This is a genomic window from Micromonospora fluostatini, from assembly GCF_050410825.1.
In the GTDB taxonomy this organism is placed as follows: Bacteria; Actinomycetota; Actinomycetes; order Mycobacteriales; family Micromonosporaceae; genus Micromonospora; species Micromonospora rosaria.
The window spans coordinates 653321-667213 of record NZ_CP191251.1 but is presented as its reverse complement, the minus strand read 5'-3'; the positions used below and the strand labels follow the sequence as shown (position 1 = coordinate 667213).

17 protein-coding genes are annotated in these 13893 nt (G+C 72.8%); all 17 read right to left on the bottom strand.

Features of this window, described 5'->3' with window-relative positions:
- Nucleotides 1-2 precede the first annotated feature (2 nt).
- The 17 genes from ACQUFX_RS03070 to ACQUFX_RS02990 all read right to left on the bottom strand — a co-directional run bounded on the left by ACQUFX_RS03070 (nucleotide 3) and on the right by ACQUFX_RS02990 (nucleotide 13885).
- Complete coding sequence (locus ACQUFX_RS03070; protein WP_428964522.1) at nucleotides 3-854, bottom strand: phage tail family protein; 852 nt, start codon at nucleotides 852-854, stop codon at nucleotides 3-5.
- Nucleotides 854-3520 (bottom strand): phage tail tape measure protein, encoded by a 2667-nt coding sequence (locus ACQUFX_RS03065; protein WP_428964521.1) that lies wholly within the window; start codon nucleotides 3518-3520, stop codon nucleotides 854-856. The genes ACQUFX_RS03070 and ACQUFX_RS03065 overlap by 1 nt, the downstream gene beginning before the upstream one ends.
- A 3-nt stretch (nucleotides 3521-3523) precedes the next feature.
- Entirely contained in the window at nucleotides 3524-3676 is a 153-nt protein-coding gene (locus tag ACQUFX_RS03060) for a hypothetical protein (protein WP_428964520.1), read from the bottom strand.
- Nucleotides 3677-3873: 197 nt separating this feature from the next.
- Entirely contained in the window at nucleotides 3874-4422 is a 549-nt protein-coding gene (locus ACQUFX_RS03055) for a hypothetical protein (RefSeq protein WP_428964519.1), read from the bottom strand.
- A gap of 95 nt (nucleotides 4423-4517) precedes the next feature.
- Complete coding sequence (locus ACQUFX_RS03050) at nucleotides 4518-5060, bottom strand: hypothetical protein (RefSeq protein WP_428964518.1); 543 nt, start codon at nucleotides 5058-5060, stop codon at nucleotides 4518-4520.
- Between the two features lie 39 nt (nucleotides 5061-5099).
- Nucleotides 5100-5360, bottom strand: a complete 261-nt coding sequence (locus tag ACQUFX_RS03045) for a hypothetical protein (protein ID WP_428964517.1) — start codon at nucleotides 5358-5360, stop codon at nucleotides 5100-5102.
- Complete coding sequence (locus tag ACQUFX_RS03040; protein WP_428964516.1) at nucleotides 5360-5788, bottom strand: hypothetical protein; 429 nt, start codon at nucleotides 5786-5788, stop codon at nucleotides 5360-5362. Before ACQUFX_RS03040 ends, ACQUFX_RS03045 begins: the two co-directional genes overlap by 1 nt.
- A complete protein-coding gene (locus ACQUFX_RS03035; RefSeq protein WP_428964515.1) occupies nucleotides 5788-6069 on the bottom strand; it encodes a hypothetical protein in 282 nt (93 codons plus the stop codon). Before ACQUFX_RS03035 ends, ACQUFX_RS03040 begins: the two co-directional genes overlap by 1 nt.
- A gap of 9 nt (nucleotides 6070-6078) precedes the next feature.
- Complete coding sequence (locus ACQUFX_RS03030; protein ID WP_428964514.1) at nucleotides 6079-6426, bottom strand: hypothetical protein; 348 nt, start codon at nucleotides 6424-6426, stop codon at nucleotides 6079-6081.
- Nucleotides 6426-6980 carry a hypothetical protein gene (locus ACQUFX_RS03025; protein ID WP_428964513.1) on the bottom strand — a complete coding sequence of 185 codons (555 nt, stop codon included), beginning with the start codon at nucleotides 6978-6980 and terminating at the stop codon, nucleotides 6426-6428. Before ACQUFX_RS03025 ends, ACQUFX_RS03030 begins: the two co-directional genes overlap by 1 nt.
- Nucleotides 6964-7284, bottom strand: coding sequence for a hypothetical protein (locus tag ACQUFX_RS03020; RefSeq protein ID WP_428964512.1), 321 nt, complete (start codon nucleotides 7282-7284; stop codon nucleotides 6964-6966). Before ACQUFX_RS03020 ends, ACQUFX_RS03025 begins: the two co-directional genes overlap by 17 nt.
- A gap of 73 nt (nucleotides 7285-7357) precedes the next feature.
- The gene (locus tag ACQUFX_RS03015; RefSeq protein WP_428964511.1) at nucleotides 7358-8686 is read right to left on the bottom strand and encodes a phage major capsid protein; all 1329 of its coding nucleotides are present in this window, start codon (nucleotides 8684-8686) and stop codon (nucleotides 7358-7360) included.
- Nucleotides 8683-9474: an HK97 family phage prohead protease gene (locus ACQUFX_RS03010; protein ID WP_428964510.1), complete on the bottom strand. Its 792-nt coding sequence runs from the start codon at nucleotides 9472-9474 to the stop codon at nucleotides 8683-8685. The genes ACQUFX_RS03015 and ACQUFX_RS03010 overlap by 4 nt, the downstream gene beginning before the upstream one ends.
- Entirely contained in the window at nucleotides 9474-11432 is a 1959-nt protein-coding gene (locus ACQUFX_RS03005) for a phage portal protein (RefSeq protein WP_428964509.1), read from the bottom strand. The genes ACQUFX_RS03010 and ACQUFX_RS03005 overlap by 1 nt, the downstream gene beginning before the upstream one ends.
- Nucleotides 11432-11635: a hypothetical protein gene (locus ACQUFX_RS03000; RefSeq protein WP_428964508.1), complete on the bottom strand. Its 204-nt coding sequence runs from the start codon at nucleotides 11633-11635 to the stop codon at nucleotides 11432-11434. Before ACQUFX_RS03000 ends, ACQUFX_RS03005 begins: the two co-directional genes overlap by 1 nt.
- Before the next feature lie 11 nt (nucleotides 11636-11646).
- Complete coding sequence (locus tag ACQUFX_RS02995) at nucleotides 11647-13431, bottom strand: terminase large subunit (protein ID WP_428964507.1); 1785 nt, start codon at nucleotides 13429-13431, stop codon at nucleotides 11647-11649.
- Entirely contained in the window at nucleotides 13373-13885 is a 513-nt protein-coding gene (locus ACQUFX_RS02990; RefSeq protein WP_428964506.1) for a phage terminase small subunit P27 family, read from the bottom strand. Before ACQUFX_RS02990 ends, ACQUFX_RS02995 begins: the two co-directional genes overlap by 59 nt.
- Nucleotides 13886-13893 lie beyond the last annotated feature (8 nt).

Below are 13893 nucleotides of genomic sequence, written 5' to 3'. Positions count from 1 at the left end.
CCTCAGTGCCAGGCGTCGCGCCAGGCCACGTCCAGGCGGGTGCCGCTGTTGTAGACGGGCGAGTCGTAGGCCAGTTCGCAGGTGCCGGGCGGCAGGACCGGCCAGCCCAGCCCCTCCACCGTGACCTGCCCCCGCCGGGAGGCCTCGCCGTTGAGGTAGACCGTCCGGCTCGCGGTGTCGATCTCCAACCACTGGTAGGACCACAGCGTCGACCAGTAGCGGATCATCGCTGTCCCGGCCGGAGTGACCAGGCTGATCCGAGGTTCGGGCACCGGCCCGTACGCCCGCAGCCGCAGACTGGTGGGCTTCGTGCCGGCGTTGGTGATGTTCACCCGGCCGGCCGTGACCGTCGCGGTGACGGCCGCCGGCAGGGTCATCGGGACGGTCAGGCCACCGCCGGTCACCGGCAGCCGTAGCGTCGCGGTGTGCTCGACCCCGCTGTAGATCGCCGGGTCGAGCGCCACGAACGCGGCCTTGGTGACGGACCAGCCGGACGCGATCGCGGTCACGTCCGGCTCGACCATGCGGGGCCTGCCGCGCATGAGGTATTCGGTGCCGCCCCACACGAACCGCAGGTCTACATCGGTGTGCGACGGTGCGAACGCCGCCAGCAGTTGCTGGTGCAGGGCCAGCCATTCGCCGCCGGTGGCGGCCTCGACGTAGATCTGCAGCGGCACGACGATCTGCTCTGCCCACTCCGCGCCGGACCAGGACCCGTCGCCCCAGGCCCGTTCGCCGCCCTGCCCGGCGCGCACGGCGCGGTTCCAGGGGTTGACCTCGGACAGCAGCTCGTACGGGGTGCCGGGCCCGAGCACGAGCGAGCCGATCTGCGCCTGGCCTTCGGTGAGTGCCATCAGTGGACTCCGTGCATGGCGAGTTCGTCCATGACCTGGGCGAGGCTGAACCGGTCGGTGTAGCCCCGGACGTTAAGGTTTTCGATGGTCATGCCGGCCTGCCGGCGGGGGCCGCCCCGGCCGGCGAGCCCGCCGGTGGTGATCGCGTCGGCCGGCGGCGGCTGCACGGCCGCCGCGCGGGCCAGCCGGGCGGCGGCCTGCTCGACGAGGCCCTCGCCGTCGCCGACGCCGAGGGCGGCACCCTCGCCGACATGGCCGAACAGCCGGCGCATCACCTTCGACGGTGAGGCGATGCCGAGCATCTTCCGGATCGCCAGGGGGATGCGGTTGACCAGCTCTTCGACCTTGGAGGTCACCAGGTGCCAGGCGTCGGAGAGACCGTCGCGCAGGCCCTGGACAACGTTGCGGCCGATCTCGACGAGCTTGCCGCGCAGCCCGGACAGCGCCCCGGTGACCTTGCCGGGCAACCCGCGAACGAACGACAACAGGCTCTCCAGCCGGGACACGGCGGCGTCGCGGGCCGCGCCGAACGCCGAGCGGATCACCCCGACCACGGCGGAAATCCCGGCGATGACCGCCCGGACCCGGTCGATCGCGCCCTGAACCACGGCGACGATCGCCGACATGACCGTGCTGATCACCGTGCGCCAGATGTTGATGCTGGTCCGCCAGTAGGTGGTGATCCACCCGACGACGGTGGAGATCACCGTGCGGACGATGGTGATGTAGGTGGTCACGACGGTGGAGATCACCGACCAGGCGGTGCTGATCACGGTCCGCCACACGCCCACCGCCGTGGTGATGTACGTGGAGATCCAACCCCAGACGGTGGAGATCACCGTGCGGACGGCGTCGACGGCGACGGTCACCGCCTTGCGGATCCACTCCCAGGCGGTGAGCACCCCGTCGCGGAACCAGTCGACGTTGTTCCAGGCCCAGATGATGCCGGCCACGAGCAACGCGATCGCCACGACCACAGCGGTGATCGGTGAGGTGAGCACCGCCATCGCGGCGTTGAGCAGCCAGGTCGCCGCCGTCGCGGCGCCGGTGGCCACCGTGCCGGCGACCATGGCCACCCGGGACGCGACCAGCGCGGCGCCGGCGCGGGCGTGCGCGACGACACTGGAGTTGACCACCAGGTTCCACGCCGCCGTCGCGGTGGCGGCCGTGCGGGACGCGACAGCGGACGCCGTGGTGGCGACCCGGGACGCGACCGCCGACGTAGCCGCCCGAGCGGACGCGGCGGCCGAGGCGGTCTGCGCGGCGGCCCACCGGGCCGCGCCAGCGGCGGCCTGACCGGACGCGGCACCGGCGGCACCGATCGCCCGGCCGGCCGTGGCCGTCGCCGTCGCGGCGGACCGGGCCACACCGATGGTGTCGCGGATCCCGCCGGCGACGGCCCGGACCGCCCCCACGGCCTTGTTCACCGCGACCAGCGCGACGAACGCGACCGCCACCCGCGCCACCGCCGGTCCGGCCTGCTCCAGCCAGGTCAGGATCGGCTGCAGCACCGGCAGCGCCTCGCCGGCCAGGACGGTCAGGGTCTGCTGGAACGACCGACCGAACTGCTCCACCGGGCTGACGCCGCCGGCGAGCGCGTCGGCCGCCTTGCCGGACGCCCCGGCGACCTGGTCGAATCCGCCAGCGGCGGCGGCGCTGGCCGGGTCCAGGGCGTACAGGGCACCGGCGAGGTCTTCACCGGGCCCGCCGAACAGCGCCATGGCCAGGGTGGCCTGCTCGGCCGGGTTCTTGACGCCGCGCAGACCGTCGAGGACTTTCTGCAGCGCGGCGTTAGCCTTCTCGCCGCCGCCGGCCACGTCCCGGGCCATGGCCTCCCCGGACAGCCCGAGCGCCTTGAAGGCATCCTGGGCGCCGGTGTCGCCGAGGTCGACCGCCCGCAGGTTGAATTCCTTGAGGGCGTCGCCGACCTTGTCCACGTTGACCGCGCCCGCGTCGGCGGCCTGCGACATCAGGCCCAGCGCGGTCGGCGCGTCGACGCCCAACTGCTTGAAAAACAGCGAGTATTCGTCGAACGTGGCGGTCAGGTCGCCGCTGGCGTCGAGGCCTCGCTGCGCGCCGACGGTCAGGGCGTCGAACGCCGACTGGACATCGGGCACCAGACCGGTCTTGACCATCTTCCCGGCCGTCCGGACCGACTCGGTCAGGTCGATGCCGAAAACCTTCTCCAGGGTCTGCGCCCGCTGGGCCAGCCCGGCGAGGTCGTCGCCACCGGCCAGCCCGGTCAGCTGCTGCTTGACGACCACGACCGCGCCGGACACCTGTTCCAGGCTGTCGCCCCACCCCTCGGCGTAGAGGGTGCCGGCCACCTTCGCGGCCTCGGCGGCCTCCTGGGGGCTGATGCCCAGCGCGGCCTGGATCTGCCCCTTGTTGGCGTTGGCCGCGATCACGCCGCTGATCCCGGCGGCGGCCACGCCCAGGCCGGCGATGTCGCCGGCGATCCCGCCGACCACGGATCGGACCTGCTCCAGCCCGGCGCGCATCGACTGCCCGACCGACCGGCCGGCGGTGTCACCGGCCTTGGTCAGCTCGCCCTCCACCCGCCGGGCGGCGTCGGACGCAGCCCCGGTGGTCTCCTTCACCATGATCCCGGCGAAGCCCCGGAAGCTGGGGATGACCTGCAGGGTCGCGTATCCCACAGTGGCCACAGCTCACCCCCTCTGTAGTTGTGTCAGCTCCTCGGCACGGCGGCGGGCCCGCTCGTGCAGCAGGTTGTCCCGGCGGCGGATCTCGGCCGGGTCGCGGCGGCGGCTCGGCGGCGCCGGCCGGGCCGGGTGCGGCTTACCGGTGACCGCGTGGAACACGTCGGTGAGCAGGTAGTGCGTGCGGGTCCACCCGGCGGCCGGGTCGCCGTACGTGCCGAGGGTCGCCGCTTCGGCCGGCAGGTACCGCAGCAGCGTGGCCAGCCGGCGCAGGGTCAGCCGGCCACGCCACAGGTCGGCCAGATCGATGCGGTAGTAGCGCTGCAGGTCGGCCTCGACCGCGTCCGCGTGGCGGCGGATCAGGCGGGCGAGGCTGACGATTCCCCCGCGCTCGTGAAGCCGAGTTCGCGGGCGAGCAGCTCGAACATGGCGTTGAGGCCGGTGTGACCGGGCTTCAACGCCTTGAACGCGGTCCACTGCTGCGGGCCGAGCAGCTCCCGCAACGCCAGGGTGGTCTTGCCTTCCTCGAACCACTCCAGCAGGTCGACGGACAGGTTGGCCTTGTCGACGTGGACCCGCCAGGTGCGGTCGCGCCAGGTGACCGTGACGTCGATCTGCTCCTGGGTGCCGCCGGCGCGGCGCTGCTCCCGGTTCGGCCCCTGCCCGGCCAGCCGCATCTGCTGGTCGACCCACTCCCGGTCGGCGGCGGTCAGCCCGTCCTCGTCGACGTCCGCCGGCGGCGGTGCCTGCAGCTGGGCCAGGCGGGCCAACGCCGCCGGCGACGGCTGCCAGCCGGCCGGCGACGCCTCGGCCGGGACAGCCACCGGCGGGGCGGCCGGCGGTGGGGTCGCCTCGGCCCGGATCCGCCCGACCGGGTACGGGCGGGCGCGGCGGTTCTTCTTGCTCATCGTGCGCAGGGTCCTTTCGATGATGCGCGCAGGTCAGGGTGGCGGGGCGGCGGCGGACCTGCGCGCACGCCGCCGCCCCGGGATCAGGGAGACGCCTACGGGGTGCCGGCGTCGGGGTCGGGGTCGGTCGTCTGCCGGTCGAAGAGCACGCCGCTGCCGTCGGGGAAGATGCCGAGGGTCGTCTCGTACTTCTTCAGCTCGTCCTCGCCGTCCTTGATCGTGCCGATCGTGTCGACGATCGCGTGGCGGCGCGTGATCAGCCGCTCCTTGCGGGCCCCGTCGCGGACCTCGAACGCCACCTTCTTCGGGCCGTGGCGCGGAACCACGATCGTGCTGTGCGTCGACCCGGGGTAGATCAGGCCCCGCACGACCGGGTTGTCCTCCAGCGCGATGAACTTCTTGGTCATCTTGAAGTTCTTGCGGCTGGTGCGGATGAGGATGCCGCCCCACGCGTAGTGGTCGGTCTTGTCCTCCTCCCGGCCTTCCTCGAAACCCGCCTCTCCGTCGAGCAGACCGGCCAGGCCCCATCCCGTGCCGAACGGCTCGTCGATGTCGGTCGGGTTGTCGGTGTCGAGGTCGTCAGCGATGTACACGTCGGCGTCAGCCCACAGAGACGCCTTGCTCGGGTCGCCGGCCACGGCGTCCTCCTTGGTGGTTGAGCGGATCGGATGGTGCGGTCAGGTGGTGGGGGCGGGCGAGTCGGCGATGTGCCGGACCTCGACCACCAGGTGCCCGTCGGCGACCCGCACGACGGACCGCGACAGCACGAGTTCCCGGGACGTCTCGGCGTGCCGGGCGGCGGTCGCCGCGGTGGTCTGCTCGTCGACGATGGCGCGGGCGACCCGGGCCCGCTGCGCCGGCGGCAGCGTGCCGTCGGGGGCGAGCACGCCGAGCTGCTCGGCCCGGTCCCGGATCTCGGCTTCGGTCGGTACGCGCATCAGGTCTCCAGCGGGGTGGGGCGTACGTACGCCTCGACGGTGGTGGTGGCCAGGTCGATGCCGGTGTCAGGGTCGACGCCGCGCAGCGGGCCGACGCCGCCGGCGACGCGGCAGCTGCGGATGACCGGGCCGGTGTGGACCAGCAGCAGGCCCCGGCACATCTGCGCCAGGTCGTACGCGGCGTCGGTGTCGTGGTGCCAGATGGTCAGCCGCAGCACGGCCAGGCTGCTGACCGGGTAGGTGGGCCGGTCGTCGTCGACGGCCACCAGGACGAACGGCAGGTGCGGGGTCTCCGGGGACCGGTCGGCGGGCAGCCGGCCGGCCACGGTGACGCCGGCGGCGTACGGCTCCGGGCGGTCGGGCAGCCGGGTCCGGAGCACGCCGGCGGCGGCGGCCTGGGCGTCGCCGAACACGACCAGCGGGCGCATCAGCGGATCCGCACGTCGGCGCCGATGCCGGACGCCGCCCGGGTCAGCACCCCGTCCCGGGCCTGCAGACCGAGACCGCGCCGGTCGGCGATGGTGACCGCAGCGGCCTCGCGGTCGGTGGTGTACTCGCTGACGGTCACCGGGATGTCCGGGCCGACCGCCGTGCGGGTGGCGGCGGCGATCCGGTCGGCGGCCTGGTTGACCATCTGCCGCACCTCGTCGGAGCGGGCGACCTCGCCGATGCCGGCGTAGTCCACCTCGACCTCGATCCTGTACGACACCAGGGCCTCCTATCCGGTGACGCGGGTCATCGTGAACTCGACGTGATGCACCCGGGTGCTGTTGGTCGGGTCCGGCCAGCGGGCCACCTCGCCCACGACCTGGTAGGTCAGGCCGGCGTACTCGACCCGGTCGGCGGCCCGCACGTCCGGGGTTGTGCCGGGGGCGGACAGCACCCGCAGCCCGGTCGTGACGACGGTGCGGGTGGCGCCGACCTGTTCGGCCTGCTGGTTGGGTTGCACGCTGACCCGGGTCACCGGGATCCGGGTGACGGCCTGCGGTGACCAGTCGTCCACGGTGCTGCCGGACCGGTCGGTGCGGGTGCCCGGCCGCACCACGATCAGCGTCTGCCGGAACATCAGGCCCGGTCCCCTCGACCGACGCGGTACGCCTCGACGGCGGTCGTCCACTGCGCGGTCACACCGGTGGTCGCGGTCGACCCGTAGGTGACCGACTCGCCGCCGGCCTGCACCGTCTGCACCCCGGGCGTGACCTCGTGGATCACCCGCGCCTGGTCGATGACGACCTCTTCGACGTCGGCGGGGATCTGCGCGTACCCGTGGTCGTAGAGCACTCGCACGGCGTCGAGCCGGTCAGGCCAGCCGGCCCGCCGGCGCAGGATGCCTTTCCGCGACCACTCGAACTCCGATGCGTCCAGCTCCCGGTCGTCGACGAACACGCGGGGGCGGGCGACGACGGGCGCGGCCGGTAGGAACAGCTCGGTCGAGCCGTCCCCGTCCAACCACACCTCGTCGCCTTCCACCAGGTGCACCGAGTGGTGCACCTGTCCCCGGAACCGACCTGACGCGGCGGCCAGGGCGTCGAGCATCCTCGGGTCGTCGTCGGGCACACCGAGCAGCCGGGCCAGCCGGGCCGGGTCCGCCAGGTACGGCGGGTCAGCTGGTGCCGTCACCGGGCCCGCCGCCCGCGTCGCCCGTGGCGTCGCTGCCGCTGTCACCGGACCCGCCGCCGGCGTCGCCCGTGGCGGCACCGTCGCCGGCCGCCGTCTTCCTGGTGCGGCTGGTCCGGCCGCCGGCGCCCTTGCCGTCGTCGGGGCCGGCCACGCTGCCGGTGTGCCGGCGCGGTGCCGTGCGGGCCGCCGTGGCCGCGCCGGTCGGCTTTCCGGCCCCGTCGACCAGGCCCTGACGGCGGGCGTCCTCGTTGCGGTACCGCACCCCGTCGATGACGATCATCTTGTGGTCCACCATGCTGCTCATCCCTCCCGGTGTGGTGTCATGACAGCCGCGCGGCCCCGGCGGATGCCCGGGGCCGCGCGACGGTGTGCGAGGGTTAGTCCTCGTCCTCGGCCGGCTTGACGACGATGAGGCGGTTCGGCTTCCAGATGACCTGCTCGGCGCGCAGCTCGGCGCGGACGTAGGTCATGTTCCGCTGGGCGTAGTCCTTGTGCTGGTTGAAGGCGAGGATGCTCAGGCCCTCGACGTCGAGCAGCGCGATCTGCCGCCAGTCGCCGAGGATCACGGTGCCCGGCGCGAGCCGCTCGGACAACGCGCGGGCCCGGCCCCAGCTCGTCGACGGGCCCACCCCGAACGGGCCCTGCCCGAGGAACCGCTCCTGGTTGTCCTTGAGCAGGTCCCACGCCTCGTCGTCCTCGGGCGACATCAGCACGGCGGTCACCTGCCCGCCGCGCAGCCGGGTGACCCGGGTGATGGCCTGGCGGATCGCCACGACCTGGGCGCGGGCGTCCGCGCCCGGGGTGTAGGTCAGCTCCTGCACACCGGTGGTGTGCAGGAGGCCGCGCGGCTCACCGTTGGTGCCGGTGCCGGCCAGCAGCTTGTCCTCGATCACCCAGTCGAGGCTGTACGCCAGCTCCTGATCCATGTAGGTGGCCATCGCGGGCGCGTCGGTCAGCAGCTGGTTGGTGATGTCGTACCCGTCGGCGTACGTGTACGGCTTGGCCTCGGCGATCTGCGTCGCCATGTCCGACACCGGCTTGAGCGCGGCCGTGTCCGTCGGGCTGGTGGACTCCGGCACCACGGCGGCGTTGCGGGTCACCCCGGTCACCTGCACGTAGTCGAACGCGCCGTCCGCCTCACCCCGGCTGATGAGGTCGAGGATGGTCAGGTTGTCCCGCTCGACCATGTCCACGGTCGGGTAGCGGATCGGCTGGACCCGGCCGACCTGGGTGGTCAGCGTGGCCTTACGGCGGCGGCGGCCGTCGTGCCAGTCCTCCATCGTGCCGACCTTGACCCGCCCGATGTTGATCGGCGTGCCCTGACCGACACCGCCCGGGTGGGCCTTGCGGAACGCCTTGTACGCGTCGGACTTGACGAACTTGCTGCCCAGCCGCTTGGCGTGCAGCCGCTCGACGCGGTCGACGGCGCGGGCACCGCCGGTCTTGCGGCCGGCCGGCGCGTCCCCGTCGTCGTCCTCGTCGTCGTCCTCGTCGTCCTCGTCGTCGTCCTGGTCGCCGCCGGCGAGGCCGGCCAGCCGCTTGGCGGCGACGTCGGCCTTGCGCACCTTGGCCTGCAGGTCGGCGACCTCGTCGGCGAGGGTGTCCACCTCGGTCAGTTCGTCGTCGGTCAGGTCCCGGCTCTTGGCGGCCTTGGCCAGCTCCGCGACCCGGGCCATCTTGGCCTTGAGCTGCTGTCGCAGGTTCACTGCGCGTCTCCCGTCAGTGTCATGAGTTGGAGCCGTGCGGCTGCCTGGGCGGACCGGGACCGATCGGACGCGGCGGACGACTTCCCGGGCGCGGCCGGGTCGTCGTTGGTCGGATCAGCCGGCTGGCCGGCGGTACGCGTGGCGGTGCTTCCCGACCGTTTCGGGCCGGTGGTCTTCTGTTCGGCGGCGGCGATGACCTCGCCCAGCGCGCCGTGTGCCTCCTTGAGCCGGTCCAGGTGGGCCTGGGCCAGGACCCGGCCCTCCTTCACCCCGGCGGCCAGCAGGCGGGCCTTGGCCGACAGCAGGTCGGTGTCCTGGTTCGCGCCGACCAGGCACGGACCGACCTCGTACAGCGCGCCGAACTTCCGCAGCTCGTACACGTCGCGGCCGTCCCGCTCGGCCCACGACGCCTCCGCGACGTCGTAGGCAAACGAGAACTGGGTGACGCGGCGGCCCCGCAGCAGGCGGTAGACCTGGGCGGCGGTGCGGGCCTCGGGGTCGAGGTCGACCAGGCCCTTGACCCACAGACCGACGTCGGTCTCGCGCGCCTCCAGCACGGTGCCGATGTGGGCGAACGGGTCGTACCAGTTGTGCGACCAGATCACCGGGATGGGGTCACCCGTCGCGGCCCAGTCGGCGAGGACGTCGGTGAACGCGCCGGGCATGACGACGTCGCCGTAGCTGTCGACGTTGCCGAACACCGAGACGATCGCCTCGAACTCGCCGTCGCCCAGGCCGTCCGCCTGGCCGGCCGCCTTGATACGCGCCGGCGCGGTCTTGATCAGCATCAGTCGTCACCTCTCGCGTACGTGACCGTGCATTTGCAGTTCGCCTTCTCGTCGGTGCGCAGCGCCGGGTCGCCCGGCCACCGGCCACCGTTGCCGAACACGTCGTCGACGCCAACGGTCTGACCGTCGAGCACCGCGTGCGACGGGCGCGGGTTCGACGACCGGGTCCGCCACGTCTTCGTCGCCAGCCCGGACGCGCGGGCAGCATCGTGCCCGCCGAAGGACCGGGCCTCGGTGGCCACCGTGGCGGCGTGCGTCGCGGCCCGGGTCACCCAGGCGGCCAGCGCGGTCCGCAGCGCGTCGCTCCACGTCTGGTCCGGGTTCCCGCTGGCGGCGGTGATCGCCGCGGTGGCGGCGTCGTAGCCGCCCTGCTCGACCTCGTGCGCGTGCGCAGCCGCCGCCTTGGCCAACCACGCCGTCATCACGTCCTCGGACCAGCCGTCGCCGTCCGGGTTCCACAGCGCGAGGACTTCCCACGCGCCCACGGCGGCCAGGCGCAGCGCCCACGACAGCACCAACGCGGCCAACTGCTGCTCCCGCTCCGGCTGCTCGGCACCCCACACCGCCCACAGGTCCGGCGGCCCGTCGGTCTTCTCGCCGAGCCGGTCCAGCAGCGCGTCCGCCTGCCGCTGCGCGTACGCGGTCAGCGCGGTGGCCAGCCCGGCCGACTCCCGGTCGAAGTCGGCCAGGTCGTCCGGCCGGTCCGCCTTCATCCCACGCCGGCGGGCGCGCTTCGGGGCGGTGTCGCGCGGGGATGCCAGCCCACCGGTCACGACGTTGAGCGGGGTCACCAGCTCGTCGCCGCCCTCGATGGCCGGCAGGTTGAGCCGGGACCGGGCCTCGTTGCGCACCATGTACGGCGCTCCGACGGCCGACTGCAGGTACTGGGCCTGCTCCAGGAAGCTGCCGCGCAGCTTCGCGTCGACGTGCGCCTCGACGTACAGCCTCGGGTCGCCGAAGTCGCTGGTCAGCATGACATTGGTGACCTGCTCCAGCGGCAGGATGTACGGACCCAACGCGGTGTTCCACAGCGACTGGCGGAACGCGTCGACGTTGGCGTAGTTGCCGGCCCGCGCTCCGACCAGCTCCGGCGCGATGTGGTACGCCGCCGCGACCTCCACATCGGTCAGCTGCCGGCCCTGCAGGTCTTCGGCGTCACGGGGGCTGAACGCGTCGACCTTCACCGGCTCCATGCCGTCCTCCAGCAGCGGGGTGCCGCCTTCCCGGCCGCCGCCGCGCAGGAACCGACGCCAGCTGGCGATGAACCGGTCACGGCCGCCGTTCTTGTTCCAGTCCGGCGCCCCGGCCGGCCGCTTGATCACCAACGGCACCCGGGCGCCGTTGGCCCACACCTGCCGCCGGTACGCGACCGCTTCGCGCTGCTCGTCGAGCAGGTCCCGCAGCGTCTGCATCGGGCTGGTGCCGTTCGCGCCGCGCCCCGCGTACCCGTGGTCGAAGACGAAGTCCTCCACCGGGAACTCCTCGAACCGGCCGTGCTGGTTGCGGATCTTGACCGCTGTCGGCGCGTCGAGCGCGTCGGCCTTGAGCCGGAACCGGCGAGCCGGGATCCGCACCAGGTGCAGCCCACCGTCGTCGGTGGGAACCTTCGCCGCGCACCACCGGTCGTAGATCATCCAGTCGACGACGATGGCGTGCCAGAACCGGAACGGCGTCAGGCGCGGACGCGGTGCCCGCAGCGTCGCGGCCAGGGGGTGATCGACCACCCGCCGCCGGTCGGTGTCGGACGCCCGCTCGTACAGGTGGAACGGGACGGACGCCACGTTCCGGGCGATGAAGTCGACGACCTTCCGCACAGACGGCTGGGTCTTCCACACGGTGTGGGCACTGACGTCGCGGGCCGCGTACTCCGACAGCGGCACACCCGGGTCCACGACCTCGAGTCCGGGCCGGCCGGCCAGATGCTCGCCCAACTCGGCGAGAGTGGCGAACGCGACCATCAGAGAACCTGCACCCAGCGCACCCCGGCGCCCTCGACGATCAGCTGACCCTCCAGCGGCGTGCGGCTGCCGTCCTCGGCGACCAGATGCGCGGCGGCCAGCTCCAGCTGGTGGCGGCGCGCGTCGACGAGCCGGCCGGCGAACGTGGTGTCGCCGCTGGTCACGAGGACCTGACGGCCGCAGTGGCGGCGGTACGACCTCACAGGTACCTCCCTCAGATGACGGTCAGCTCGGCGCCCTCGTCGGCGTACGCGGACCGGACCGTCGGCGCGCGGCCCATCGCCTCGGACATGGCCGTGACCAACGACGACACGGCGTCGATCTTCTCGGCGGATCTGGCCTTGTCGGGCTTGACGTTGCCGGCCGGGTCGGTGTGCACGGACAGGTTGTCGACCTGCCACCGCACGGCCGGGTTGCCGCCGTGGCGCAGCAGCGGCCGATCCTCGCGGCCCGCCAGCAGCAGCCGCTGCACCTCCTTGAGCGGAGGCGACAGCGTCTGCAGGCCCTGGCGGACCTTCACCAGCGGCGCACCGGCGGCGGCCAGGTTGTTGGTCAGCTGGGTCGCGTTCCACGGGTCGAAGCCCAACGACTGCACGTCGAACGCGCCAAGGTCTTCCTCGATCTGCGCCTGGACGACGTCGTAGTCCGCCACGTTGCCCGGCGTGGTGCGCAACAGCCCCGCCTGGACCCACCGCGACGCCGCTTTCGCCGTCCGCTTGTCCAGGGCGGCGACGTTGTCCTCTGGCGTCCACAGCCGCCACAGCGCGTCGTAGCCGCCGTCGTCGTCGGGGAACAGCCAGCACAACGCGATCAGGTCGGACGTCGACGCCAGGTCGAGACCGCCGTACGCCTCCCGATCGTGCAACGCCTGCTCGTCGACGACGCCGGCGTTGCGGTCCCAGGACTCCAGCGTCAGGAACTTCGTTTCCTGCTTCGTCCGCACGCCCAGGTGCAGCCGCTGGTACGCCGCCAGCTCCGCCGGCGAGTTGCGTGCCCCGTTGGCCTTGCTGCGCAGGTACGCCCGGGTCGGGCTGATGCCGTACCCCGGGTTCGCCTTGCGCTGGGTGGCCTCGGCGTACGGGTCGTCGGCCGGGTCGGCGCACCAGATCACACCGTAGGTCGTCTCATCGACCAGCACCCCGGACGCGAGCTGCTCGATCAACCGGCGCTTGCGGTCGTAGGCGGTCTCCCGCCGGCCGGAGTCCGCCGTGGTGATGATGACGATCAGCGGCTGCGTCCGCGAACCGGTCCCGGTCTCGATCGCCTCCAGCAGGTCCGGGGTCTTGTGGACGTGCAGCTCGTCTACGACGCCGCAGTGGATGTTCGCCCCGTGCTGCGCGTCGGCCGCCGAGGACACGACCTCGATCGTCGAGCCGGACGGCCGGTGGATGACCTTCTTGGCCAGGGCCTTGACGAACCGGGCGAGCGCCCGGCTCTTGGCGGCGAGGGTCTTGATCGGGTTGAAAACGAACCCGGCCTGCCGCTCGCTGGTCGCCGCGGTGACGACCTGGGCGCCCTGCTCCCCGTCGGCGCACGCCATGTAGATGGCGATCCCGCCGCACAGGGTGCTCTTGCCGTTCTTGCGGGGGACGTCGACGTACAGGGTCCGGATGATCCGTACGTACGCGTCGGCGTCCTCGTCCCAGCGCACCCACCCGAACACCGGCGCGAGGATGTACGCCACCTGCCACGGGTCCGGCACCAGCGGCAGGCCGGCCAGCCGGCCCTGCGTGTGGCGCAGCTGCCGGAACGCGGCCAGGACCCGGTCGACGCGGTCCGGGTCGAACGCCGCGCCGTCGACGTCTCTGGGTTCGGGCGTCTTCCATCGGGGCGGGCAGTCCGGCAGCGCGATGCCACGGCTGACCAGGTACCAGGCCACCTCCGGCGACAGCTTGAGCCGCTCCAGCTCCGCCGCCGGCGGCAGGAACGCGGTCGGGACGTCAGCCGGTGAGCCCGACCGGACCGCCTCCCGCCCCGCTGAACGGGTTTTCGTCGCCATCGTCGCCGTCGCCCTTCACCAGCCCCGATTCGGCGGATGGACTCAACCCGAAGTGCGTAGCGAACGCCCGCAACTCCTTGCCCGCAGCGCGGGCGATCACCACGTTCGGGTTGGCCGCCAGCCGCTTCGACTCGCTGCCGTCCTTCCGCACGGTGACCACCTCGACGAGCAGGCCCTGCAGATGCACCTCCCGGGTCGCCCAGACGTACGTCGCCCAGGTCTCGCAGTACGCCGACAGCATCGCCCGGTCGATCTTCTTGAGCAGGTCCATCCGGCCGAGCTCCGGCACCACCCGCCGCCACTCCGCCGCCGCCTCCTTCGACAGCCACGTCGGCGGGTTCGGCGCGGCCCGCTCGAACGCCGGCGACTCGGCCACCTTCCGGCCGCCGGAGTCCGTGCCGTTCCCCCGGCCCTTGAGCAGCCGCAGCCCGGCCGGCTCAGGGGTACGTGCCACTTCGACCT

What these genes read in the sequence shown, in the direction of transcription:
- ACQUFX_RS03070 (WP_428964522.1), bottom strand. Translation starts at nt 854, where the DNA reads ATGGCACTCACCGAAGGCCAGGCGCAGATCGGCTCGCTCGTGCTCGGG.
- ACQUFX_RS03055 (WP_428964519.1), bottom strand. Translation starts at nt 4,422, where the DNA reads ATGAGCAAGAAGAACCGCCGCGCCCGCCCGTACCCGGTCGGGCGGATC.
- ACQUFX_RS03045 (WP_428964517.1), bottom strand. Translation starts at nt 5,360, where the DNA reads ATGCGCGTACCGACCGAAGCCGAGATCCGGGACCGGGCCGAGCAGCTC.
- ACQUFX_RS03040 (WP_428964516.1), bottom strand. Translation starts at nt 5,788, where the DNA reads ATGCGCCCGCTGGTCGTGTTCGGCGACGCCCAGGCCGCCGCCGCCGGC.
- ACQUFX_RS03030 (WP_428964514.1), bottom strand. Translation starts at nt 6,426, where the DNA reads ATGTTCCGGCAGACGCTGATCGTGGTGCGGCCGGGCACCCGCACCGAC.
- ACQUFX_RS03020 (WP_428964512.1), bottom strand. Translation starts at nt 7,284, where the DNA reads ATGAGCAGCATGGTGGACCACAAGATGATCGTCATCGACGGGGTGCGG.
- ACQUFX_RS03010 (WP_428964510.1), bottom strand. Translation starts at nt 9,474, where the DNA reads ATGCTGATCAAGACCGCGCCGGCGCGTATCAAGGCGGCCGGCCAGGCG.
- ACQUFX_RS03005 (WP_428964509.1), bottom strand. Translation starts at nt 11,432, where the DNA reads ATGGTCGCGTTCGCCACTCTCGCCGAGTTGGGCGAGCATCTGGCCGGC.
- ACQUFX_RS02995 (WP_428964507.1), bottom strand. Translation starts at nt 13,431, where the DNA reads ATGGCGACGAAAACCCGTTCAGCGGGGCGGGAGGCGGTCCGGTCGGGC.